The organism is Marinobacter xiaoshiensis (genome assembly GCF_031631795.1).
In the GTDB taxonomy this organism is placed as follows: Bacteria; Pseudomonadota; Gammaproteobacteria; order Pseudomonadales; family Oleiphilaceae; genus Marinobacter; species Marinobacter xiaoshiensis.
Window position 1 is genome coordinate 627,206 of sequence record NZ_JAVMBO010000007.1, and the last position, 22,777, is coordinate 649,982.

Sequence of the window (22,777 nt, forward strand, 5' to 3'; positions counted from 1 at the left end):
CGATTTAAAGGGAAGGGAAGGATTTCATGGGACATAACAGCTACAAGCGCCAACTTCTCGCGGCCATGGTAGCCACGACAATCTCGTGTGGTGCTCAGGCGCAGTTGGCACAGAACCTGACGATTCACCCGAAAGCACTGGCTCTGGGTAATGCCGTTACAGCTGATCCCCCGGGAATCATGGCTGTTCACTTTAACCCGGCCGGCCTGACCAAGCTGGAAGGTCGCCAATTTGAAATCAACCTGCTGGGTGTTTACCTGGATGTTGACGCTGATTTTACGGCCCCGGAAGGGTATGAAATATTTGGCATTGATGGCACAGAAATAGACCCGAATACCGGCCAACAACGGGACCCTGTTGCAAACACCCACAGCCACACGAACAACGTCTCATTGTATATTCCCGGCTTTGGAATACTACGCACTCCTCCCGGGCCCGCAGTAGCCCCTTCTGCGGGATTCAGTATCACGCCTCCCGGATCGAAACTGACCTTTGCCAATGCGTTTTATCTACCTATGGCAGCAGGTTTCTACCGTGACAAAGATGATCCTGGCCGCTATCAGCCTCAGGCGGCTGCCTTGCAGCGCACGACTTATCTTGCGCCAAGCGTAGGTTATAAAATTAATGAAGAATGGTCCGTGGGCGCTGGCATTCACTTGTCCCATATGGGTATTGCTGCTGATCAGTACATGCGGGCCCCTAACATGTTGTTGGGTGTTGCAGAAATTCTTCAGGATGCGTTCAACTGCGAAAGTGGCGATGAGCCACTACAGCCCTGGCTCGCTCTTTGTGGTGGTAACGTCGGCCCTTGGGACGACATAGGTGCCATGTCCCTTAATGTTCAGGATTCACTTTCCCCTACCTACACACTTGGGGTTATGTGGGAGCCGGTAGATTGGTTTTCCTGGGGGGCAAGCTATACCTCCGAAGCTGAAATGAACATGAAGGGCACCTTCGAGATCCAGTACACCGATGACTGGTCCGGATTCTGGCAGAGTGTCAACGGGTCGGTTCTCGGCGCCATTACCTCAGCGATTCTCAGTCTGCCATCTGGTGCGCCGCGAGAGGCGGGCAACGTAAGTATGGATCTGGTCTATCCACAGCACTTTCAAACCGGTATTAGTGTGGATGTACACCCGAAGCTCACTTTGAACGCCGACATAGGCTGGACTGACTATGCACAGTGGGATGCATTCCTGTTCCGTTTCGATCGGAATCTGGAATTCCTTAACGCTGCGCGGATTTTGTCTCCGGACAATGCCACACCGAACACCCTCAAATTGCCATTGGGCTTTACCAGCCAGTGGAACTGGGCTTTCGGCGCGGAATTTCATGCGTCCTCACGGCTTGATTTGAGGGCGGGTGTTGAGATTAGGGATTCGGTAATTCCGGATGACCAGCGTTCGGTTATGGCGCCTTTTGGCGGCGCTAACCTGTACAGTGTTGGAATGGGTTACAAATGGGACAAAAATACAGAAATTGATATGAATCTCAGTTATCTGCACTCCATCGAAACGATTCCGGCAAACACCAGTTGCAACATTAACTGCGATAACATTACCAACATTATCTACAACCCGTATGCAGGGCTGGACGTAAAAACATCTCTCCGTGTTGTTATGGCGGGTATCAGTTTCCGGAAAAAATTCTGACAGCACGCTGTATCGAGCTTAAAAGGGCGTATCAGTGAACAGACATAGATTCATGACTGCGGCTGTTTGTCTGATTCTTGGTGCAATGTTGTCTGGCTGTCAGATTGGTGGCTCAACAGTATCAAACAAGGAAGGCTATTTTTCCTGGGTAGATGAGCAGGGACGCGTGCGCTATTCACCCATCGTCGAGAAGCCTGCCGAAGAGCCGCCGGTCAGCGAGCCTGCCAGCGGTGACGAGTTTACAGCTGCCAATTATCCGGATGCGGAAGAGTTGCGGCGCAAGGGCTATGTGCGAGAAGGGGACGAACAGCCTTACTATACCTGGCGTGATGCCGATGGCACCGTTCGAAATACCTATTACCAGCCAGACACCCGAACAGATGAGGAAAAAGGGCTTATCGCTCCGCCGCCAGGGGCGACCCCGGCAACAGTGTATCGCGCCGGTGACACCCTTATTGAAACTGATCCTGTGGCCGGGCACGATCCCGAAGCCTTTGCTATTCTAGGCATTGCCGAGGTTGACAACGACTTCCTGAGCCGATTTTCCGAAACCTGCTGTGAGACGCTGGACACCCAGGATCATGAACGCTGGCAGGAAAACCGTGAGTTTGGCGTATACCTGAAGAAAAGTTCTCCCACGCACAGCTTCCTCACAGGTGAGAGTCCCTATCAACTGATTTCACTACCACAAGGTGGACAAGCAGAAGGGCAGATGTTTCGCTTGCGCTCATACGCCAGTGAAGGGGTTGTTGTACCTTCGGTCTTGTTTCTTGATGACACTTTGAGCCCTGTGCGCCTTGTAACAGACCTGGTGTCGGATTTCGTGCCGGAGAATTGGCACCGCCGGGGGTACCTGGAAGCTCGTATCCCGGTAGCCAGCACTGGGGCAGAGCGTTGGATGCTTGTTTTTACCCGAAACGAGGATCTTGAGGGCCAAACGGTTATCGAAACCCGCCGTGGCCCCCGCAAGATACCCCACGTCAGCACCGGTGAAATGGGGCTGAACATGGTAGATGCTCTATAACCGGATCAGTCTTCCGGTTTACTCAAATCCAGCCATTGCTGGGACAGCCAGTAAAAGCCGCCAGCTTTAGCCGGGTGGGTGCAGTTATAGCGGAATCGTCGGCTGTTGAAGGGTTTGGGTGCCTTAATCAGAATGTTATTGTCAGTCACCTTGAAATCAATCCGCCCCATGCCCGAAGCAAAGCAGGTCAGCCTGGCGGGCTGAATATCATCTACCAAAGGCAGAGACAGGGTTGGTGGGTTGGCACTCACGATTCCGTCAGGCAGTTGGTTGGTGTCTAAGGGGAAGGCTTTGCTGTTTAATTTGTCTTTCAGGCCGTTCAGCTGACCGTAGGTGTTGGCCATGGGAAACCGGGGCAAACGGGTTTTGCCTGTAAGGGGCCCAATTGCACCAGATTGCTGCCCGAACCCATACCAGCCTCGTTCTGAGACCTTCGCTTCAAGGGCTTCATCGAACTCGCCATAAGGATAGGCAAATACAGGCAGGTCTGTTCCCAGTTTCCGTTTTAGTTCAGCTTGCGCGGTATCCAGGCTGCGGTTTGTCCGCTTTATCCAGTCGGCTTCCGCTTCGCCCGGCTTTCGCGCCAGATGGCCGTGTCCCGCCGTGTGGTTGGCAATGCTTACACCCTCCCGTCCTGAGAGCTCTTTCAGTTGACCCCAGGTCATGTAGCCGTGTTTTCCGATAGCGGCCGTGTCGACAAAAATGGTGTAAGGCAAACCCCGTTCCTGGAGGATGTCTGCGCCTGTGCTATATACCGACTCATAGGCGTCATCAAAGGTAATCGCGATGCGCTGGCCGGTTGACGGGTTGTTGGAAAATAAATCCTTTGTGGCTTCGTACAAATCAACAACCTCAAGGCCCAGTTCGGTGATCATGTCCAACTGTGCATTGAACAGTGATACAGAGGTACTGGTTGATGGCGGTGTAGACTCGCTTATGTGGTGATATTGAAGTACGACGAGATCGGCTTTTGCGCCAAAACTTGCGAGAAAAAGTGACAGCAGGACAGCTGATATCCAGGGTTTTCGTGCGTTCATATGTGCTCCAAAATCTGACTGAAATGTGCCTTCAGAACGGCAAACGCTTCGTTTAGTGACTGTATTGCTTCTGTTTCTCCACCACGGTCGGGGTGGGCTTGCATCACAGCCCTTCGAAATGCCTGTTTTACCGTTTGAAAATTGTCGGGAACAGAATCGAACCCGAGAACTCGGGCGGCTTGCAGAATCTCCGGGCTGCTGGGATTGGAGCCGCCGCGGCCCTCCCAGAAATCATCCATCATTTGCTGAACCGATTCTTCCGGTAACTCATATTGCGAAACGTCCAGATAGAAACTACGAAGGCTGTCTACTGTACCGGGCAGCCCTTTACCGCCGATGATATCCTGATGCTCAATGCCGATGCGCAAAGGGGAGATATACAGGTTCTCGCCGGCTTCTGCGAGGGTATCCCTTAGGCGGTACAGCACATGGAACAGGAGAAAATGCACCGGGTAGAGCGCTTGAATATCGTGAAACGCCAGTGCGCCAATCAGATTCCACGGCGGGCCCTGAAGCTTTTTGATCAGGCTGAGCTCGTCTATGCCTGCTGGCGCGCTGCGAAGCTCATGCTCAACAGCCACCAGCATATGCTGAACCTGCTGCTCCAGCAATGTATCAGAGCCTTTTGCCGATGGCCTTTGTGAGCACTTCATGGACGCGGGTATATTCTTCATGGCCACAATGTTAGGCCAGCAGCCGTATTCAGGGAAGGGTAGTGAGCCCGGGCAGCCCGCCTTTGAACAATGCCGTAGCAAGGTTCGTCGCCCGGTCCACCTCACTGTCTGCTTGTTCCGGGTGCAGGTGCACGCGCCTCGCGACAGTCAGGCTGGTCTCATAGGCCACGCCAAAGAACGCAGCACAAAGATATTCCTGATCGACGCTTGGCAATATGCCCCGCGTAACAGCTGCTCTAACATCATCCTCAAGGGACATCATGATGAGCTCAAGTATGCCTGAGCCAAATAGATCCCTTATAGCGCGATCGTTACGATGAGCCAGCTCGTAAACGAGAGGGTCCTTTGCGGTGGCGCTGTATACTGCATGGTAGGAGCGGCGAATAAATTCTTCGGTACTCTCAGCGGAGCGGCGTGAACGAGTCAGGTTTTCATTCAATCCACTGAGAAAATCGGTGAGAAGGGCCGCAAAGATGTCCTGTTTGCTCCGAAAATAGTTGTAGAAGGTGCCGGAAGCCAGATCCGTTTTTTTGATAAGGTCACGGATGGTTGTGTTTTCATAGCCTTTTTCTTGAAAGCAGATGCGCGCAGAATTCAGTATTGCTGCGTGGTTGCGCATGCGGTTGCGTTCCCGCTTACCTGGTATTTCTTTATCTGAGCTCAACATATCCATGTTAGTAGCCTGTCCCTGTTAGTAGTGGATGCGTATAATCTCACGATCATTTTCCCACTGAACACAGTAGATATGCCCGAAGCCATAAGTGACAGCCCCGAACAAAATTATAGTTCAGTATACGAACGTAACCTGAAACTGGAGCAGAATAAACTGCAGAAACGCCTGCGCCGCGACGTCGGCCAGGCCATTTCAGACTTTTCGATGATCGAAGCAGGCGACAAGGTAATGTGTTGCCTTTCCGGTGGCAAGGATTCTTATGCCATGCTGGACATACTCCTCAATCTGCAAAAAAGTGCGCCAGTGTCGTTTGAACTGATTGCTGTCAATCTTGATCAGAAGCAGCCGGGTTTCCCTGAAGAAGTGCTGCCAGGGTATCTCGCCGAATTGGGGATCGAGTATCACATCATTGAGCGAGACACCTATAGCATCGTCACTGACAAGGTGGCAGAGGGTAAAACTACTTGTGGCCTGTGTTCACGCTTACGGCGGGGCATTCTCTACAACTTTGCAGAGGAGCAGGGCGTTACCAAGATTGCCTTGGGCCATCACCGCGATGATCTTCTGGAAACCCTGTTTTTGAATATGTTTTACGGTGGCAAGCTTAAAACCATGCCGCCCGTGCTGCACAGCGACGACGGTCGGAATACTGTAATTCGTCCCCTGGCATACTGCCGGGAGAAAGACATAGCCAGGTATGCGGAGCTTCGGGAATACCCAATCATTCCCTGCAATCTTTGCGGTTCTCAGGAAAATCTGCAGCGGCAGGTTATCAAGGAAATGTTCCAGCACTGGGACAAGCAACATCCAGGCCGGCTTGAGTCGATGTTCCGGGCCTTATGCAATGTTGAGCCATCACACCTTGCAGACCCCAACCTCTATGATTTTCGCGAGGGCAAGCGCTTGGGGGGCAAGCGCCAAGCCGTTCAGACGGCTGCGCCGGCACAAGAGCCGGAGCAGAGCTTCGGGCGCCTGGACGTTCTGAATATCTAGTTCTGGCCTCAGGACTGCCTGGTGAATCCGGAAGGCTTGTCAGAGAGTGGAATTAATGGCCGGTCATTGCCAGCAGGGGCAGGGTCCAAAGCCCGAAAATGATCAATAGAGCGCCGGTGAACTTCCGGAACATCTGATTGCTTTTCAGGCCATTGATCCAACTAGCTGCATAACCTGCCCCGAGCATTGAGGGCAGGGTGCCCAGCCCGAAAAACACCATTGTCAGAGCGGCCGAACCCACAGTCGGCTGCAAGGCCGCCCAACCCAGTGTGCTATACACTAATCCACATGGTAGCCAGCCCCAGAGAGCTCCGAGAGCGAGGGCCTGGCCCGCATGATTGATCGGGAGAATCCTGCTGGCAAGGGGTGACAAGCGCTTCCATAGTGGGGCACCGATGCGCTCTACATAGCGGATGCCCTGCCACCACTGGCCCATGGACAATCCCATTGCAATCAACAGCAGGCCCGCTGCCGAGCGCAAAATCATGCCTAGCTGTGTCCATTGGTTTGCGGCTGACGTACTTAGCAGCGCAACCAGCGCCGCAATCAGTGCGTAACTTCCGATGCGTCCAATGTTATAGGCAAGCAGTAACATTGACTGCCGTACGCGAAAACCCTTGCCGACCGGCAATGCCATGGAGAGCGAGGCGCTGATTCCGCCGCACATGGCAATGCAATGAGTGCTGCCAAGCAGGCCAATGAAAAACGCACTGGGATAGCTAAGATACAGTTCCGGGCTCATGATCGATCAGGCTTACTCTCAGGATCGCCATTTTCAATATGAGCTTCAGCGCTCGTGGAGCCTGCAGCTTTATTCTGTTTATCGGTGCGGGCTTCCTCCGGGATCATATCTATATCGTCATCGTAAAGGATGCGATGTGCAGGCCCTTCCAGATCATCGTATTGACCATTCTTGACGGCCCAGGAAAACAGAAAGATGCCCATCACCACGAGAATCAGCATGACCGGTATCAGGAACACTACGACTTCCACGGGATAAACCTCATATTAAAAATCAGATGTTCACGGTATCAGGGCGCAACCTGTGCGCCAACTCGTATTGTTCCTGAGTGGCTCGTGGCCCGAGGCTGTTTACCAAGGCGTAATGCGTTGAGTACAACAATTAACGAGCTAAGTGACATGCCGATTGCTGCGGCCCAGGGTGGAACCAGGCCTGCGGCTGCGAGCGGCAATGCGCTGACATTGTAAACAAGCGCCCATGCCATATTTTGGCGGATTATCTTGCGAGTGCGGCGACTGGTATCCAGTGCCTCCACAAGTTGCATCAACTGGCCATTGAGTAAAACAGCATCTGCTTTGAGCTGTGTAAGGTCCGCTGCAGTGCCCATAGCCACAGATATTCCTGCACCGGCCATAGAGGGCAGGTCGTTGAGTCCATCCCCGACCATCATCACCTGACGGCCTTCTGCTTTCAGCTTTTGTAGAACCTCAAGCTTTTGCTCAGGCGAAGCTTGGCCAATAGCTTCGTCAATCCCAAGCATATCCGCTATTTCGCGCACATGGCCTGAGCGGTCTCCACTGAGCAACAAGGTACGGATTCCGGCATCCTGAAGGGCTTTGATGGCTTGGGCCGCATCCTCCCGGGGCTGATCATCAAGCCAGAAGCTTGCCAGCCATTCGGTATCAGATGCCAGCCAGATTTCCATGCCGGTGTGTGGCTCTGATTCCGGCTCGGGCAGGTCGAGATGCCCCGCCACAAAGGCCTTATGTCCAATGAAAAAGGCCTGGTCACCCAAACGCCCTGTAAGACCACCACCCAGGTGGTTAGTTACCTCTTCAATGGCTGCAGATGGCCGGTTATGAAATACCTTAGCAATAGGGTGTTCAGAATGCTGCTCAAGTCCGGAAGCCAGGCGCAGGCATGTATCCCTGTCTTTACTCCCCGTTACGCGAGTATCAATCAGACTCAATTTACCCCGGGTCAGTGTGCCGGTTTTGTCGAAGATTACGGTATCTATGGTATTCATGGATTCAAGCGCGTGGCCTCGGGTGGGCAGGAAGCCCAGCCGCCGCAGCTTGACTGTGGCTGAGGTAATCGCGGTGGGCGTTGCCAGCGACAGCGCGCAAGGGCAGGTCACTACAAGCACGGAGAGGGTGATGTCGAAAGCGTTGTCTGCTCCGGCCCACCACCATCCGATCCAGACGACCGGCGCAAGAATGAGTACGCGCCCTACAAACTTACCTGCAATGCGATCTGCCATCCGGGCGACAGGAGGCTTTTCTGACTGAACCCGATCCAGTATTCGCAGAATTCCTGACAGCCTTGTTTGAGCTCCGGATTTCTCAACCTGAATATCCAGCGGGTTTTCGCCATTAACGCTACCCGCATGCACTGTATCTCCAGGAATCCGGGTTTCCGGCAAATACTCACCAGTGAGTGCGGACTCATTGAGAGTGGACTGCCCTCGCAGAATGACCCCGTCTACCGGTAGTGTTTCTCCTGGCCGAATACGAACCACATCGCCGGGCTTTACCTGGTGGGCGGGTACAACTTCCGTCTCCTCGCCCGTCACCTTGGTTGCTACCGTGGGGTTGAAACCTGCCAGGGCATTGCCGGTGAGGCCTGCGCGGTATCGTGCCTGGACTTCAATGTATCGCCCGAGCAGCAGGAAAAAAGTAAACATACAGACAGATTCAAAATAGACCTCTTCACCGCCCATTACTGTCACCCACGCACTCGCCATGTATGCGAGCCCGATAGCTATGGCTACGGGGACATCCATGGTCAGATGGCGGGTTTTAATGTCTCTTAGTGCGTTGCGGAAAAACGAATCTGCACTGTAAAAAACAACGGGCGTTGCCACCAGTAAGCCGAACCAGCGGAAAAAGGACACAAGCTCTGGTGACAGATCGCTGACCAACTCAAAGTAGAGCGGGAAAGCGAGCATCATACTCTGAAAAGTGCCCATGCCCGCGACAGCAAGGCGAATCAACATTGAGCGATTTTCTGCTTTGAGTTGATCCTCTACTTCATCTGACTGATAGGGGCGGGCGGTATAGCCAAGTTCGTGTATGGCGATCAACAAATCGCTCAAACCGGCTTTATCCTGGGCCCAGACAAGGCGTGCTCGCTGGGTAGTGTGGTTCACTGAGAAAGAAAGCACACCGGGCTGCTTTTTCATATGGTTTTCAAGCAACCATATGCACGCCGCACAGGTAATACCACCAATTAAAAGCTGGGCCTCATGACCTCCTTTAACGGGAGACACGAAGGCTTGCTGAACCAGTGGGTGGTCAAGCTCTCTGAGTCTGTCCAGTTCGGTGGCAGTTAGCTGGCGAGGGGTAATCGCGGCTTGTGTGCGGAGCTGATAGAAGCCTGTGAGGCCTTCGGTGTGAATGGTTTCGCACACCGCCTTGCAGCCCTGGCAACAGAAAAACCGTGTTTCGCCATCAAGCTCAAGAGTAATGCGCGGCTCGCCTTCAGCCGGCTCGCCGCAATGGAAGCAATCCACAGGGGTCACCCTTTGGCGGATCCTTTCGGAATCATATGAACCTTGCTTTCGGTTGGCAGCCAGGCCTCGCCCTTCAGGCGCCAGTGGTTGTCCGGGCCTCGAAGCTCGTAGTACCAACGGCCATCTATGTCACCAAGCATGTTCCCTGTGTAGTGACCATTACCATCACTGCGGAACTGGATAGTACGGTCATTTTGAGAAAGCGTTGGGTGAAACAGGTTAAGGATCAGGTAAGGAAAGTCTGCTGGTCCTTCCTGGGTGTTCACGTTCAGCAGAATGCTGCGATCTTCAAATGCCATGTCAGCGTTGAGGCCCATGTCTGCGGCAGCCTGGTCGCGGGCTATCTCAAGGTTAATGCCACGGCCTTCTTTTGAGTAATCGTCTGTGACCATTGTGTCGCGCATATTTGATGCGACAACCAGCATAAACATGCTAAACGTAATCGCAGATAGCGGCGCAATGGTCAAGAACCAGAACCAGGGCTGCCGATACCAAGGTGCGATTGTTGCTGCGGGTGCTTGTTGATTCATAACACTCAGTCTCGTCTGTTTACAGATTGCCAACGGTGATCTTGAAGATCATTGCGTTGGACCGACAAATCGGCTTTCAGTTTCCAGCTTCAGTGACGCATCCGTTTCAGACTGTGCATGGAATATTATTTCGTTGTTTGACTGCGGGATCGATTCTGGAGGAACGTCCACGACCGTCGGCAGAGAGCGGTTTTCACCACTAGCGACTGACACCTGTGTTTGGGTCAGAATGCGAACACCTTCAAGGCCTTTTACTGACAGTTTAAATGTCTGGGGTACTTCTGACATGTTTACTATTTTCAAGGTGTAGGAGTTTTCAATACGCCCCTCACCGTTAAAGCTGAACAGTGCGCCGCGATCCCTCAGAACGTCAAGCTGGGCCGGAACGCGAGTTGCTATTACGAAGATGATTGCCCCGATCATGGCCGTCAGAACGGCGCCATAACCAAACGTACGGGGACGAAGAAGCTTTGAGGGCTTTCCTTCGAGTTCGTTCTCGGTGGTGTATCGGATCAACCCGCGAGGGTAGTCCATCTTGTCCATGATTTCATCACACGCATCAATACAGAGAGCACAACCAATGCACTCATATTGAAGGCCATCGCGAATATCAATGCCAGTGGGACACACGTGGACACATTGTCCGCAGTCAATACAGTCACCCAGATCTACCTCTTCAGGATTTACGTCCTTTTTGCGGCCGCCGCGTGGCTCGCCACGGTTGGGGTCGTAGGAAACAATGCGCGTGTTCGGGTCGAACATAACGGACTGGAAACGCGCGTATGGGCACATGTAAAGGCAAACTTGCTCACGCATCCAGCCGGCGTTGATATAGGTGGCGGCAGTAAAAAAGGCAACCCAGAAGTACGCCCAACCGTTCGCCTGAAAGGTGAAAATATCTGCAATGAGTTCGCGAATCGGGTAAAAATAACCGACAAATGTCAGGCCAGTCAGCAGTGCAATAAGTAACCAGATTGTGTGCTTGGCTGATTTTTTAAAGATCTTTTCCCGTGAATTGGGTGCCTTGTCCAGCTTCATACGCTTGTTGCGGCTGCCCTCAATACGCTCTTCAACCCACATGAAGATAAATGTCCACACTGTTTGTGGGCAGGTGTAGCCACACCAGACACGACCGAAAAGCGTGGTAATGAAGAACAGGCCAAAAGCACAAATAATTAACATGCCCGACAGTAGAAAGAAGTCTCTTGGGAAGAAGGTTGCACCGTAGAGGTGGAATTCCCGGGCGGGCAGATCGAAATGAATCAGCGGGCTGCCATCGAGGGTAATCCATACGAACAGGAAATACATGCTCATGAGCGCCATCAAACTAACTGTACGAATGCGCTGGAAAAGCCCCGTTACTTCTTTGACGTAGATTTTCTTCCGGCTGGCATAGAGCTCAACCGTCTCCGGCTGTTTTTTACCGCCCGAGGGCTCTGAGGAGGGGTCGACCTGTTTGACCGGAATTTCATTACTCATGGGTACCTCCAGAAGGAGCTTTAAAGCGCTGATGCGGAGCCTGAAAAAAGGCTGATGCTGATCTTTTCAAGCCTGTGCCCGCGGAAGCAGACACAGGGTTGAACAGACCAAGCCGGGCCAGAGGCCCGGCGGGAAAGTCAGTTCGACAAGCTGTAAACGTAAGCAGCCAGAATCTGAATCTGATCGTTGGACAAGCGACCGCTTTGAGCAGGCATCTCGTTCACACGACCGTGCAGAACTGTTTCTCTGATCCACTCGTAGTTGGAGCCATAGAGCCAGATGTTGTCTGTCAGGTTGGGTGCACCCAGCGCCTGCATGCCCTTTCCTTCAGGACCGTGACAAGCAACGCAGCCCTGTGCAAACACGGCTTTACCGGCTTCTGCCGCAGCAGCGTCTTTTTCCCGACCGCTAAAGCTCAGAACGTAATTAACCACCTGATCCACCTGCTCATTGGTCATGTTAGGCATGACACCTTTGGCTGGCATGTTACCCATACGGCCATTGCGCAGGGTCTCCAGGATAGCTTCGGGCGAGCCGCCCCACATCCAGTCGCCGTCGGTCAGGTTAGGAAAGCCAACCTGGCCACGAGCAGCTGTGCCGTGGCAAACAGCGCAGTTATTTGCGAACAGACGTTGGCCGATCTTCAGCGCGTCTTCATTTTTGGAAAGCTCCACCACCGGAGTTTGGCCAAACTGCGCATAGATTGGGCCGTACTTCTCGTCAGCTGCAGCAACTTCGGCTTCCCACTGGTTGGTAGAGGTCCAGCCCAGCAGTCCCTTGAAGTTGCCAAGGCCCGGGTACAGAGCCAAGTAACCAAGAGAGAAGATTACAGTCGCAACAAATAGATAGAACCACCACTTGGGTAGGGGGTTGTCATACTCTTCGATGCCATCGAAGGAGTGGCCCATGGTACGGTCGGTTTCTACATCAGTTGTCTGGCTCTTGCGTGTTGCAAAGAGTAACCAGGCACAACCAAAGACCACCACGAGCACGATCACGCTGATCCAGATGCTCCAAAAGGTACTCATTGTTTATTCTCCGTTTTTTCCTGTTCAAGAGTACGCTTTTCCGCCTCGTCATCATCGAACGGCAGATGGGCTGCTTCTTCGTTAGCCTTTTTTCGGTGAGCGCTGAAGGCCCACCAGATGATGCCGATAAATACCGCCATCACTAAAAGGGTATGCATGCCGCGTAACTCGTTAATATCCATCAAATCACCGTTTGTCTGAAAGTACGGTACCCAGCTGTTGCAGGTATGCAACCAGGGCCTCGATCTCAAACTTGCCTTCTAGCTCACCGGCTGCACTGGCGATTTGCTCGTCAGTGTAGGGCACACCCAAAGTCTGCAGGGCAGTCATCTTGGCTGCGGTGCCTTTATGGTTTACCAAATCTTCGAACAGCCATGGGAAGGCAGGCATGTTGGACTCGGGAACTACGCTACGCGGGTCAAACAGGTGCTGGCGCTGCCAGGCATCCGAATAACGACCGCCAACACGGGCCAGATCTGGCCCCGTGCGCTTGGAGCCCCACAGGAACGGACGCTCGTAAACGAACTCGCCCGCAACGGAGTAGTGGCCGTAGCGCTCAGTTTCAGCACGGAACGGACGGATCTGCTGGGTGTGACAGACGTGACAACCTTCACGGATGTAGATGTCACGGCCTTCAAGTTCCAGCGCCGATATGGGCTCAAGGCCTTCAATCGGTTCGTTCACTTCTTTCAGGAAAAATAGCGGGAGCACTTCCGCCAGAAAACCACCACTGATGACCAGGATGATAAAAACAATCATCAGGCCAAGATTCTTTTCTACAATTTCGTGTTTCATCGGGTCTCTCTCCGTTACGCCGCCTGAACTGCTGCATTGTCCTGGGCAACCGCATCTTTCTGGCGCACGGTCATGTAGACGTTATAAGCCATGAACAGCATGCCGCTCAGGAAGATGACGCCACCGAGGAAGCGCACAAAGTAGCCAGGGTAGGATGCTTCAAGGCTCTCTACAAAGCTGTAGGTGAGAGTGCCGTCGTCGTTGACTGCGCGCCACATGAGGCCCTGCATGATGCCGTTGACCCACATGGCAACGATGTACAGAACGGTACCGACAGTCGCCAGCCAGAAGTGCACGTTAATCATGCTGGTGCTGTACATTTCCTTGAGGCCCCAAAGCTTGGGAATCAGGTGGTAGATCGCACCGATACTGATCATTGCAACCCAACCCAGAGCACCGGAGTGAACGTGACCAACAGTCCAGTCAGTGTTGTGGGAAAGGGCGTTAACGGTCTTGATAGACATCATCGGGCCTTCAAAGGTGGACATGCCGTAGAACGACAGGGAAACCACCAGGAAGCGCAGGATGGGGTCGGTACGCAGTTTGTGCCATGCGCCGGACAGGGTCATCATACCGTTGATCATGCCGCCCCAGGATGGTGCAAGCAGAATCAGGGACATAATCATACTGGCTGTTTGAGCCCAGTCTGGAAGTGCAGAGTAGTGCAAGTGGTGACCACCAGCCCAAACGTAGGTCGCGATCAGCGCCCAGAAGTGAACGATGGACAAACGGTAGGAGTAAACCGGGCGGCCGGCCTGCTTGGGAACGAAGTAGTACATCATGCCCAGGAAGCCAGCAGTCAGGAAGAAGCCTACGGCGTTATGGCCGTACCACCACTGCATCATCGCGTCGGTCACACCGGCGTATGCAGAGTAGGATTTGAAGGCACTGACAGGTAGCGCCATGTTGTTACCAATGTGGAGCGCGGCGATGGTGATGATAAACGCACCGTAGAACCAGTTGGCAACATAAATGTGAGGCGTGCTGCGCTTGGTGATAGTACCGAAGAACACCAAAGCGTAAGTTACCCAGACGACCGCGATTGCGATGTCGATTGGCCATTCCAGCTCTGCGTATTCTTTAGTGCTGGTGTAGCCAAGGGGCAGGGTAATGGCTGCGGCAACAATGATTGCAGTCCAGCCCCAGAAGGTGAAAGCGGCCAGTTTGTCCGAAATCAGGCGGGCCTGACAGGTGCGCTGTACAACGTAATACGACGTTGCAAACAGGGCGCTACCACCAAATCCGAATATAACGGCGTTGGTGTGCAGCGGTCGCAAGCGACCGAAGTGAGTCCATGGCAGATCGAGGTTGAGGGATGGCCATACCAGTTGTGCTGCAATCAACACGCCTAGTGCCATTCCTACAATGCCCCATACCACTGTCATGATGGCGAACTGTCTCACCACCTTATAGTTATATGTCAGGTTCGGATTTTGTGTGCTCATAGCCTTACCAATGGGTTCAAAGAGGGAAATTATTCGGGCGCAAGTATGGAGAAACCATTAGCTGTTTGCAATGACGCCAGTCAACTCCTGATATCCGTCAAATGCACCCGAAACAGCAGCATGGCACCTTTCCCGTGCGTATACTCGCTGAATCACTATGATAGCCCCGCCGTCGGTCAAGTTGAACTTGCCAAAATTGATTAAGAACAAAAAATTCAGCGTGAGACGAAATTAAATACACTGAATGTCGGCTAAAACGACTTGGTCTCGCCCGCGGGATTTTGCTTTGTATAGAGCGCGGTCGGCCCTTGCAAACAATGTCTGCTGACTTTCGTTTGGTAACAGGGTCGCTATGCCTGCACTCAGGGTCAACTTTGCAATTTTACCGTCCGGGGCTTCTATTTTAGTGGTGCGCAGCTCTTCAAGTATGGCTTCGCATACTTTTTGAGCGCCTTCTGTACCTGTACCTGGCAGCAATAGAGCGAATTCTTCACCGCCAAATCGAATGGCGATATCCCGTGGGCGCTTTACGTGACGGCACAGAATGCTCGATATCTGCTGTAGCCACAGGTCCCCGAAGCCGTGTCCCCAAGTGTCATTGACGGATTTGAAATGATCCGCGTCCAACAGAGTGACTGTTAGCGGTTGTCCGGTTCTGCGGGATTCGGCACACAGCTCGGTCAGAATGTTGTCCATGTGACGGCGGTTATAAAGCCCGGTCAGAGGATCGTTGAGACTGAGAGCGGCGAGCTTGCGGTTGGCGTTCTCCAGTTCTCGCATGGTTGATCGCAACTGGGCTGTGCGCTCATGAACCTTGTCTTCCAGGTCTGTTCTGGCCTGCTGCTCTACTTCCAGCAACTTGTTGTTCAGAAGGCGCCAGCGCTGCACCATGGCATAGTTGAGGAGAATGACCTGGCCGCCAATAGCAATCTGCATCAGGGATTCCCTTGCCAAAAAGTCAGTAAGATAGCCGAATGCCGCGGCTGCATAGATTAAAGCTCCGCCTGCCATAATGACCCAGGCAAGAACATACCACTTCGCCGGCTGGTAACCTTGGCGCCATCGGTTTAGTGCAATAAAGGACAGGACAAAAATGATAATCAGACTGAGCGCAGTATTGTAAAGAATGGTTTGGCTGTACGGGAGTATCAGCGTCAGCCCGGTAAACCCGGCGCACGTCCAGATGATAACCTTCAGGGTTGTGTAGGCCCGGGTGCCTTGCTCTACTTCAAGAAATGACCGACCGAAGAGACTCATTGCCAAAGCGCAGATTACGAGCATCAGGGGAATGGAGAGATTTGCAAACTGAGGGCTTTCGGGCCAAAAGTACTGATTTGCGTAGCCACCCATGGCAAGCAGGAAAAGCCCCATGGCCCCCATGTAAAGCGCGTTGTGGAAATAATAGGCTGTACCTGAACTTATAAAAAGGAGGAGGTTAAAAACAGCGAGCACCAGAATGGCGCCGTAAAACAGCCCGTGGGTCATCGCCAGGTGATTGCTTGCAGTAATAAGTTCTTCCGGCGACTCCAGCTTCAAGGGGATGTTCAGTGCACCACTGCTATGTACTCGTAATGTAATTGAGCGTGATTCTCCGCTGTCGAGCGTGATCGGGAGCAGGAAGTACCGGTAATTTATCGCTCTTGAGCCGAATCGATGCAGGTCTCCAGTAACCAGAACATCAGTCGGATCACGGCTCCACCAAAAGGTGACCTCGTCGAGCAGGGGGTAGTGAAGATTGAGATACCAGGTCCTGCGTTCGTTGCCGCTATTTCGCACGTTCAGGCGTATCCAGTACACCGAGCGGGTTTGCGTGAATGTCAGATCGTGCCCTCGGGCTGAGGACCATTCGAGGCTTTCAGGCAGTTCTCCGGGGCGCCGTGCGGAATGGGCCGGTTCCCCGGGAGATGCCTGGTAGTAGCACACATAGTGCATCAACGAATTGCGCGCATAAGCATCGTTGGCATCTATCGCTGGGCATTCAGGGGCTGCTGCAAGAGCATTGGCTATAGCCAGCGCCGGAGTTGCGGCACAGAACAGGAATAACAATAATCGCGCTACGAATGACATCAACAGTTCCCGAGTGCCTTTGCTTAGGCGGAGCTTTGCGGCTCGGAAGTGTAGCGAATATGCACAATCAGTGCTGTTAAACAGTTTAAAATTCTGTAAGCCGTCACAAGCTTGATCTGTTCAGGTCAGACGCCGCTCTGCGCGAGTACTGTGATGGCTTCATCTTTGTCCATCATCGGGACTAGTTCGGCCATCAAATTGCGGCGATCATCGGAGTGGTACCAGCGGTTCCAGTCCGCTTCAGAGCGCCAGTTGGCAAGGGTTATCCGGTGGTTGGGGTCGTTTTTGTCGACCAGTGTTTCCCCGGAAATAAAACCCGGTGCTGCCACTGCACGCTGCAAAACCTTGCGGGAACGTTCCTCATAGGCAGTTTCAAGTGATTCAGCGATATGGCGTTCAATCAGAACCCGGATCATGCAAACCTCCAGATGTTTTAATGGTATAAACAGTAATTTAGCACGTATTTATGAAAAATCAGATCATCCAAAGGGAGACATTTTGTGAGCGTTACCGATTATGATGCCGAACTGGATGCCAGTGGCCTGTTTTGTCCGGAGCCAGTGATGATGCTTCACACTGGCATCAATGCGGTGGAGCCTGGGCAGGTTTTGCGAGTGGTGGCAACAGACCCTTCAACCACGCGCGATATACCGAGGTTTTGTCAGTTTTTAGGTCACGAGCTTATCAGCCATGCAGAGCAGGGCGAGCAGTTTGTTTACCTTATCCGTCGGGGCGAATAGTGCCCGCTTTTTCGCTCTGTCTGCTGTGATGTTTGGACTGTTCAAATAGACGGCGTCAGCCCATTGACGTGATCGAGGAACTGGCTGCGGTTCATTTCGCCAAGCACTCTTCTCGGTGCCATTTCGCTGCCGCTGCGATCGTAAAACAATATGGCCGGTGGCCCGAATAATCCCAGTTCGTCCAGCATGGCCTGCTGAGCCGGGGTGTTGTCAGTCATGTCAATTTGCAGCAGCGTGAAAGGTTTTAGCGAGTTAATGACGGCTCCGTCGCTAAACACGTTGCGCTCCATCACTTTGCATGAAATACACCAGTCTGCGTAGAAATCCAGCATTACCGGGCGGCCTTCTTGTTGGGCTTGCACAAGCATGGCTTTTATATCAGCAGGAGTTTCTACCCGGGTAAATCCGGCGTGGCTATTGTCATTGCTGGCAGAGTCGCCTGGCTGCCCACTGTACGTGGTTTTGGCGATGAAAGGGTCAAGTGGGGCGAGAGGGTTGTTGGCGCCTGCAATAGCACCAGCGAGCAGTGCCAGACCATAAGCGAAAAAGATCAAGCCCAAGCCTTTACGGGTGCGCTCCCAGCCCGCCTTTGCTGCGTCGAAAGCCCCCAGTTGCACACCAGTGATGGCAATGAGTACTCCCCAGAGGGTCAGCCCAACCCAGCCCGGAACCAGGCGTTCAATCAACCATATAGCGACTGCAATCAGCATAACGCCATAGAAATGTTTAACGGTGGTCATCCAGTGCCCGGTACTTGGCAGAAGCTTGCGCCCACCAACAGCTACCAGAATAAGCGGAATTCCCATGCCCAGCCCAAGGGAAAAAAGAGCAATGCCGCCGATTACCGCATCCTGTGTTGTGGATATGTAAAGCAGGCTGCCTGCAAGGGGGGCAGACACACAGGGCGATACAATAAGGGCAGATAGCGCGCCTATGCCAAAAATGCTGATAACCCGGCCACCCGTCAGACGCTGGCTGGCATCGTTTAGCGAATCGCGGATAGCTCGCGGGAGCTGAATTTCAAACAGGTCAAACATCGACAACGCAAAGACCACGAACATCACGGCAAAAACACCTAGCACCCCAGGTGACTGAAGTTGTGCCTGCAGATTAAAGCTGGCACCAAGCAGCCCGGTAAGCACTCCGGCACCAGCATAGGTTAGTGCCATGCCCAGCACGTAGCTGCTGGAAAGCAAAATCGCCTGGCCGGTTGTGCGTGTGTTTTGCCCTGAAACGAGTGATGAAATGATCGGAACCATTGGCAGCACACAAGGCGTAAAGGTCAGTCCAAGGCCCAGCAGCAGAAAAACGCCCGCTATGACCAGCGTAGACTGCTCTGAGAGAAAGCCGGCAAGCCCGGTTGCTGAGCTGGTATCTGCCTTGGCTTTTGTGGGAGCAGCTGAGCCCGTAGCCCCTTGCGCCCCATCAGCGTCCTGGCTTTGATAAAAGAGTACTTCGCGGGTCTGAGGTGGGTAACACAACCCGGCTTCCGCGCAGCCCTGGTAGGTTACTTCGAAACGGGCCTCGCGAGTATTATCCGGCAAAGTGACCTGAATCCGGGCTTCAACCGGATCAAAGAAAACGGTGGTTTTTCCGAAAAACTCGTCTTCTGTTTCTGTACCGGGGCTGGAATATTTCGGTGCGCCGGCACTGACGCCCCCATCCAGCGCTTTGATGCTGATGCGATCCTTATAGAGGTAGTGGCCGGGGGTAATGTCCCAGAATAGAACCACTGCGCTATCTTCAGTTAAGTGGCTGAAGGGAAGGGCCTCATCTACCGGAAGAAACTGGCTGCTTTGGCCGCCAAACAGGGAGTTGCTGCCACCGAATGCCCAGGACACATTGGCGGCTGTTAACAGCAGAGCAAAAATGAAGAGTAGGCTGGCTGGAGAACTGGAGCGGCGAGCGTTGCCGGAAGCGGTAGATAATGCTGTCATGGAGTAAGCAGTTTCCCGGTAAGTGTCATGGCATACAGGAGAGCTGGCGATGCAATAACGTGCCTGCGCCCCGGTAGTGGTTTGCGAGTGAGTGGACATAGGGCCCGCGAGAAAGTTCCCTCTGGCATTGGGCGCGTTAAAGTCGCACAATAGCTCCCCAATGAATCACAGCCCAAACGATCTTATCATGTTGTTTAATGACCTGTTCCGGGATGCGTTCCGGACTGTTCTGGTCAGAGGCGACGAAGAACCTGAATACTTGCCTGCTGGCAGCACCAGTGAGCTTGCGCAGATTGTTTTTGCTCATGGCTATTATGCCAGTGCTCTGCACGAAATAAGTCACTGGTGTGTTGCGGGTGAGTACAGGCGCACACTTCACGATTATGGTTACTGGTACTGCCCGGACGGCCGGACACCCGCTCAACAGCAAGCATTCGAGCAAGTTGAGGTAAAACCGCAGGCTATTGAGTGGTTGTTTTCAGTGGCCGCCGGCTCGAAATTTCATATCAGTGTGGATAACCTGTCTGGTGGGGGCGCGTCTGACGAGTGCGGCTTCCGATCCAGGGTGCTAGGCCAGGCAGAAAGTTACCTGGCGACAGGCTTGCCGCAACGGGCACAGTCCTTTTTTGATGCGTTGAAATCGTTTTATGGAACCGGCGATAACTTCAGTACAGCCTGGCGTGATGATGTCCGGCGTGTGGTTCCGCTATATTCTGCAAAAGAACTTTATGAGGCAAACTGAGACTCCATGACATCTGACTCAAAGCAAACCGGCGATCTGAGATTCAGCGACCTGAATCTGGACAAACGCCTGCTGGACGCCATTGCCGCCATTGGTTTCGAATACTGCACGCCGATTCAGGCGGAAACACTGCCCTGGACACTGGCGTGTCAGGACCTGATAGGCCAAGCGCAAACCGGAACCGGAAAAACAGCTGCATTTCTGATTACCGCCATCCAGAGCCTGCTCGAAACGCCAATACCCGAGGGTGATCGATTTGCATCTGAGCCTCGGGTTCTGGCGCTGGCACCAACTCGCGAGCTCGCCATGCAGATTGCCAAGGATGCGGAAGCGCTGTGCAAGCTTACTGGCCACAACGTCGTTACCGTGGTGGGTGGCATGCACTATGACAAACAGCGCGAACAATTACATAACGGCATTGTTGATATTCTGGTGGCTACCCCGGGTCGCCTGATTGACTTCCTTGGCTCCCAGGACGTGTTCCTTGACCAGCTCGACATCCTCATTCTGGATGAGGCAGACCGTATGTTGGATATGGGCTTCATTCCTGATGTGAAGCGCATTATCCGCAAGTGCACCCCTAAAGATGAACGCCAGACGCTGCTATTCAGCGCCACCTTTAATCAGGACGTTTTGAACCTGGCGTCCATGTGGACCAACAATGCCGAGTTTGTGGAAATCGAACCAGAGCAGAAAACCGCAGAGCGGGTCGAACAAACGGTTTACATGGTTGGTGATGACGAAAAGCTGCCGGTGTTGGTGAACTATCTCAAGCGCCCTGAAGTTGAAAAGGCCCTAGTGTTTGCCAATCGCCGTGACCAGTGTCGGGACCTTGAAGAGGATTTGCGCAATCAGGGCGTTAAAGTTGCTCTTATGTCTGGAGAAATTGCCCAGGCCAAGCGCTTGAAAACTCTGGATCAGTTCAAGGCGGGCAGCATTCAGGTGCTGGTAGCTACGGATGTTGCGGGGCGCGGAATCCATGTGGATGGCGTTACTCACGTATTCAATTACAACCTGCCAGACAGTGCTGAAGATTACGTGCATCGCATAGGTCGTACGGGTCGGGCAGGGAAGACTGGTGTGTCGGTCAGTTTTGCAGGAGAGGACGACTCATTTGGTCTTCCGGCCATTGAGAAGTACATCGGTCAAAAGCTCAAAACAACCGTTCCGGAAGAAGAGTTGATGGCTGAAATGGATAATCCGCCCATTACCCGCAAGCGTGGTCGCAGGCCGTCGCAAGGGCAGGGTGGACGCGGGCCAGGTGGTCGTGGTGGCCCCCGCCCCCGCAGAAACTGAGGCGGTGTGACCTTATTATGCTAATCGTCGCAGATGAGAACATTCCGCTGCTGAATGCGTTTTTTGGTGATATCGGTGAAATCCGGCGTGTCTCCGGCCGAACGATGAGTGCCATCGATGTTCGTGACGCAGATGTGTTACTGGTTCGCTCAGTCACTCGTGTGAATCGCGAGCTGCTTGAAGACAGTTCTGTTCGCTTCGTGGGAACAACCACGATAGGGACAGATCACATTGATCTGGGCTGGCTGGAGGAGAACGGCATCCGTTTTTCCGCAGCACCCGGCTGTAATGCCAACAGTGTTGTTGAGTATGTGTTGAGTGTTTTGTCTCTGTATGCAGAGCGCAAGGTGCTGAATGATTGGTCGCAACTCACAGTTGGGATTGTTGGTGCCGGCAATGTTGGCAGTGAGCTTGCCGAAAAGCTGGATCGCCTGGGCTTTAGCGTGAAGCTTTGCGATCCACCCAGAGCAGAGCGGGAACGAAACCTTACCTTTGTGAGCCTGGACGAAGTGCTTGCGTGTGATGTGGTCACCCTCCATACACCTTTAACCCGAGACTCTGCTCACCCCACACTACAGATGATCGGCAGGCGCGAGTTGGATTTGCTGACCTCCAAGCAGTTGCTGATCAATACCGGGCGCGGTGAAGTGATTGATGGCGCCGCACTGAGTGAGCGCCTGAGCCAGGCCGACGCGCCGCTGGTGGCGCTCGATGTCTGGGAACAGGAGCCTCGTATTAATCCGGAGCTTGTGGGCAAAACCTGGTTGGCGACCCCCCACATTGCGGGCTATAGCCTTGAGGGTAAAGTTCAGGGAACCGAGATGATTTACCAGGCGGTCAGCCGTTTTCTGGGACTGCCCGCGCGCAAGAAAGCTGGGCAATTTTTGCCTGAGCCCGCACTCAGCAAGGTGTCGTTTACAAGTGCGGCTGATGAGCAAGCCGCTATCCGCATTGCACTGCGTGCCTGCTACGATCCCAGGCAGGACGATGCACGCCTGCGTCATATCATGGGTGTGCCGGCAAGCCAGGAGCGAGGAGTTGCTTTTGACCGACTACGGAAGGATTACCCCGTCCGGCGTGAGTGTTCCAGCCTGAAAGTGCAGCTCAAGGGCACCAGCAAATCCCTTCATGACAGCTTCCGTGCGATTGGATTCAAGCTGAAGATCTGAGAATGGCTCACTGTCACAGGCCC

General features: G+C 53.4%; 22 protein-coding genes. 7 read left to right on the forward strand and 15 right to left on the reverse strand.

All coding sequences use genetic code 11. From position 1 onward, the window contains the following. Positions 1 to 26 precede the first annotated feature (26 nt). Both RKA07_RS06590 and RKA07_RS06595 read left to right on the forward strand, forming a co-directional pair. Positions 27 to 1,652, forward strand: coding sequence for an OmpP1/FadL family transporter (locus RKA07_RS06590; RefSeq protein WP_200200975.1), 1,626 nt, complete (start codon positions 27 to 29; stop codon positions 1,650 to 1,652). Positions 1,653 to 1,704: 52 nt separating this feature from the next. Beyond that, positions 1,705 to 2,676, forward strand: coding sequence for a MalM family protein (locus RKA07_RS06595; RefSeq protein WP_200200974.1), 972 nt, complete (start codon positions 1,705 to 1,707; stop codon positions 2,674 to 2,676). 5 nt (positions 2,677 to 2,681) lie between these two features. Here the strand turns inward: RKA07_RS06595 and RKA07_RS06600 are convergent, their stop codons facing one another. The 3 genes from RKA07_RS06600 to RKA07_RS06610 are packed head-to-tail and all read right to left on the reverse strand — an operon-like array spanning position 2,682 to position 5,060. Further along, entirely contained in the window at positions 2,682 to 3,713 is a 1,032-nt protein-coding gene (locus RKA07_RS06600) for a polysaccharide deacetylase family protein (RefSeq protein ID WP_200200973.1), read from the reverse strand. Next, the gene (locus tag RKA07_RS06605) at positions 3,710 to 4,387 is read right to left on the reverse strand and encodes a DNA-J related domain-containing protein (RefSeq protein WP_200201296.1); all 678 of its coding nucleotides are present in this window, start codon (positions 4,385 to 4,387) and stop codon (positions 3,710 to 3,712) included. Before RKA07_RS06605 ends, RKA07_RS06600 begins: the two co-directional genes overlap by 4 nt. 28 nt (positions 4,388 to 4,415) lie before the next feature. Continuing rightward, positions 4,416 to 5,060, reverse strand: coding sequence for a TetR/AcrR family transcriptional regulator (locus RKA07_RS06610; RefSeq protein WP_200200972.1), 645 nt, complete (start codon positions 5,058 to 5,060; stop codon positions 4,416 to 4,418). A 72-nt stretch (positions 5,061 to 5,132) separates the two neighbouring features. Between RKA07_RS06610 and ttcA the strand changes: the two genes are divergently transcribed. Next, positions 5,133 to 6,053, forward strand: a complete 921-nt coding sequence (gene ttcA / locus RKA07_RS06615) for a tRNA 2-thiocytidine(32) synthetase TtcA (protein WP_200200971.1) — start codon at positions 5,133 to 5,135, stop codon at positions 6,051 to 6,053. Positions 6,054 to 6,105: 52 nt separating this feature from the next. On the opposite strand, the gene RKA07_RS06620 is transcribed toward ttcA, so the two are convergent. The 11 genes from RKA07_RS06620 to RKA07_RS06670 all read right to left on the reverse strand — a co-directional run bounded on the left by RKA07_RS06620 (position 6,106) and on the right by RKA07_RS06670 (position 17,286). After that, positions 6,106 to 6,795, reverse strand: a complete 690-nt coding sequence (locus tag RKA07_RS06620; RefSeq protein WP_200200970.1) for a sulfite exporter TauE/SafE family protein — start codon at positions 6,793 to 6,795, stop codon at positions 6,106 to 6,108. Further along, the gene (gene ccoS / locus RKA07_RS06625) at positions 6,792 to 7,046 is read right to left on the reverse strand and encodes a cbb3-type cytochrome oxidase assembly protein CcoS (RefSeq protein WP_200200969.1); all 255 of its coding nucleotides are present in this window, start codon (positions 7,044 to 7,046) and stop codon (positions 6,792 to 6,794) included. Before ccoS ends, RKA07_RS06620 begins: the two co-directional genes overlap by 4 nt. Before the next feature lie 38 nt (positions 7,047 to 7,084). Beyond that, a complete protein-coding gene (locus tag RKA07_RS06630; protein WP_310965914.1) occupies positions 7,085 to 9,535 on the reverse strand; it encodes a heavy metal translocating P-type ATPase in 2,451 nt (816 codons plus the stop codon). Next, positions 9,532 to 10,056, reverse strand: coding sequence for a FixH family protein (locus tag RKA07_RS06635; RefSeq protein WP_310965915.1), 525 nt, complete (start codon positions 10,054 to 10,056; stop codon positions 9,532 to 9,534). Before RKA07_RS06635 ends, RKA07_RS06630 begins: the two co-directional genes overlap by 4 nt. 48 nt (positions 10,057 to 10,104) lie before the next feature. Next, entirely contained in the window at positions 10,105 to 11,535 is a 1,431-nt protein-coding gene (gene ccoG / locus RKA07_RS06640; protein WP_310965916.1) for a cytochrome c oxidase accessory protein CcoG, read from the reverse strand. A 137-nt stretch (positions 11,536 to 11,672) separates the two neighbouring features. Then, positions 11,673 to 12,563: a cytochrome-c oxidase, cbb3-type subunit III gene (ccoP, locus tag RKA07_RS06645; RefSeq protein WP_200369389.1), complete on the reverse strand. Its 891-nt coding sequence runs from the start codon at positions 12,561 to 12,563 to the stop codon at positions 11,673 to 11,675. Next, complete coding sequence (locus RKA07_RS06650; RefSeq protein ID WP_310965917.1) at positions 12,560 to 12,745, reverse strand: cbb3-type cytochrome oxidase subunit 3; 186 nt, start codon at positions 12,743 to 12,745, stop codon at positions 12,560 to 12,562. Before RKA07_RS06650 ends, ccoP begins: the two co-directional genes overlap by 4 nt. Positions 12,746 to 12,749: 4 nt before the next feature. Continuing rightward, positions 12,750 to 13,358 (reverse strand): cytochrome-c oxidase, cbb3-type subunit II, encoded by a 609-nt coding sequence (ccoO, locus tag RKA07_RS06655; protein ID WP_200200963.1) that lies wholly within the window; start codon positions 13,356 to 13,358, stop codon positions 12,750 to 12,752. A 14-nt stretch (positions 13,359 to 13,372) separates the two neighbouring features. Continuing rightward, positions 13,373 to 14,803 carry a cytochrome-c oxidase, cbb3-type subunit I gene (gene ccoN / locus RKA07_RS06660; protein ID WP_200200962.1) on the reverse strand — a complete coding sequence of 477 codons (1,431 nt, stop codon included), beginning with the start codon at positions 14,801 to 14,803 and terminating at the stop codon, positions 13,373 to 13,375. A 231-nt stretch (positions 14,804 to 15,034) separates the two neighbouring features. Beyond that, a complete protein-coding gene (locus RKA07_RS06665; RefSeq protein ID WP_310965918.1) occupies positions 15,035 to 16,870 on the reverse strand; it encodes a sensor domain-containing diguanylate cyclase in 1,836 nt (611 codons plus the stop codon). Between the two features lie 125 nt (positions 16,871 to 16,995). After that, a complete protein-coding gene (locus tag RKA07_RS06670; RefSeq protein WP_200200960.1) occupies positions 16,996 to 17,286 on the reverse strand; it encodes an antibiotic biosynthesis monooxygenase family protein in 291 nt (96 codons plus the stop codon). Between the two features lie 84 nt (positions 17,287 to 17,370). Here RKA07_RS06670 and tusA point away from each other — a divergent pair, with 84 nt between their 5' ends. Then, on the forward strand, positions 17,371 to 17,610 hold the full coding sequence (gene tusA / locus RKA07_RS06675) for a sulfurtransferase TusA (protein ID WP_200200959.1): 240 nt from the start codon (positions 17,371 to 17,373) through the stop codon (positions 17,608 to 17,610). 41 nt (positions 17,611 to 17,651) lie between these two features. Here tusA and dsbD read toward each other — a convergent pair whose 3' ends face one another. Continuing rightward, positions 17,652 to 19,547: a protein-disulfide reductase DsbD gene (dsbD, locus tag RKA07_RS06680; RefSeq protein ID WP_310965920.1), complete on the reverse strand. Its 1,896-nt coding sequence runs from the start codon at positions 19,545 to 19,547 to the stop codon at positions 17,652 to 17,654. A 160-nt stretch (positions 19,548 to 19,707) separates the two neighbouring features. Here dsbD and RKA07_RS06685 point away from each other — a divergent pair, with 160 nt between their 5' ends. Genes RKA07_RS06685 through pdxB form a run of 3 tightly spaced genes read left to right on the forward strand, consistent with a single transcriptional unit; the run spans position 19,708 to position 22,754 of the window. Beyond that, positions 19,708 to 20,289 (forward strand): elongation factor P hydroxylase, encoded by a 582-nt coding sequence (locus RKA07_RS06685; protein ID WP_200369393.1) that lies wholly within the window; start codon positions 19,708 to 19,710, stop codon positions 20,287 to 20,289. 6 nt (positions 20,290 to 20,295) lie between these two features. Further along, the gene (locus tag RKA07_RS06690; protein ID WP_310965921.1) at positions 20,296 to 21,585 is read left to right on the forward strand and encodes a DEAD/DEAH box helicase; all 1,290 of its coding nucleotides are present in this window, start codon (positions 20,296 to 20,298) and stop codon (positions 21,583 to 21,585) included. A 17-nt stretch (positions 21,586 to 21,602) separates the two neighbouring features. Continuing rightward, positions 21,603 to 22,754 carry a 4-phosphoerythronate dehydrogenase PdxB gene (pdxB, locus tag RKA07_RS06695; protein WP_310965922.1) on the forward strand — a complete coding sequence of 384 codons (1,152 nt, stop codon included), beginning with the start codon at positions 21,603 to 21,605 and terminating at the stop codon, positions 22,752 to 22,754. Positions 22,755 to 22,777: the final 23 nt, after the last annotated feature.

What these genes read in the sequence shown, in the direction of transcription:
- ccoP (WP_200369389.1), bottom strand. Translation starts at nt 12,563, where the DNA reads ATGAGTACCTTTTGGAGCATCTGGATCAGCGTGATCGTGCTCGTGGTG.
- RKA07_RS06685 (WP_200369393.1), top strand. Translation starts at nt 19,708, where the DNA reads ATGAATCACAGCCCAAACGATCTTATCATGTTGTTTAATGACCTGTTC.
- ccoN (WP_200200962.1), bottom strand. Translation starts at nt 14,803, where the DNA reads ATGAGCACACAAAATCCGAACCTGACATATAACTATAAGGTGGTGAGA.
- RKA07_RS06595 (WP_200200974.1), top strand. Translation starts at nt 1,705, where the DNA reads ATGACTGCGGCTGTTTGTCTGATTCTTGGTGCAATGTTGTCTGGCTGT.
- RKA07_RS06650 (WP_310965917.1), bottom strand. Translation starts at nt 12,745, where the DNA reads ATGGATATTAACGAGTTACGCGGCATGCATACCCTTTTAGTGATGGCG.
- RKA07_RS06690 (WP_310965921.1), top strand. Translation starts at nt 20,296, where the DNA reads ATGACATCTGACTCAAAGCAAACCGGCGATCTGAGATTCAGCGACCTG.
- dsbD (WP_310965920.1), bottom strand. Translation starts at nt 19,547, where the DNA reads ATGACAGCATTATCTACCGCTTCCGGCAACGCTCGCCGCTCCAGTTCT.
- ccoG (WP_310965916.1), bottom strand. Translation starts at nt 11,535, where the DNA reads ATGAGTAATGAAATTCCGGTCAAACAGGTCGACCCCTCCTCAGAGCCC.
- RKA07_RS06610 (WP_200200972.1), bottom strand. Translation starts at nt 5,060, where the DNA reads ATGGATATGTTGAGCTCAGATAAAGAAATACCAGGTAAGCGGGAACGC.
- ccoO (WP_200200963.1), bottom strand. Translation starts at nt 13,358, where the DNA reads ATGAAACACGAAATTGTAGAAAAGAATCTTGGCCTGATGATTGTTTTT.
- RKA07_RS06620 (WP_200200970.1), bottom strand. Translation starts at nt 6,795, where the DNA reads ATGAGCCCGGAACTGTATCTTAGCTATCCCAGTGCGTTTTTCATTGGC.
- RKA07_RS06605 (WP_200201296.1), bottom strand. Translation starts at nt 4,387, where the DNA reads ATGAAGAATATACCCGCGTCCATGAAGTGCTCACAAAGGCCATCGGCA.
- RKA07_RS06670 (WP_200200960.1), bottom strand. Translation starts at nt 17,286, where the DNA reads ATGATCCGGGTTCTGATTGAACGCCATATCGCTGAATCACTTGAAACT.
- RKA07_RS06600 (WP_200200973.1), bottom strand. Translation starts at nt 3,713, where the DNA reads ATGAACGCACGAAAACCCTGGATATCAGCTGTCCTGCTGTCACTTTTT.
- RKA07_RS06635 (WP_310965915.1), bottom strand. Translation starts at nt 10,056, where the DNA reads ATGAATCAACAAGCACCCGCAGCAACAATCGCACCTTGGTATCGGCAG.
- RKA07_RS06665 (WP_310965918.1), bottom strand. Translation starts at nt 16,870, where the DNA reads ATGTCATTCGTAGCGCGATTATTGTTATTCCTGTTCTGTGCCGCAACT.
- pdxB (WP_310965922.1), top strand. Translation starts at nt 21,603, where the DNA reads ATGCTAATCGTCGCAGATGAGAACATTCCGCTGCTGAATGCGTTTTTT.
- RKA07_RS06590 (WP_200200975.1), top strand. Translation starts at nt 27, where the DNA reads ATGGGACATAACAGCTACAAGCGCCAACTTCTCGCGGCCATGGTAGCC.
- ttcA (WP_200200971.1), top strand. Translation starts at nt 5,133, where the DNA reads ATGCCCGAAGCCATAAGTGACAGCCCCGAACAAAATTATAGTTCAGTA.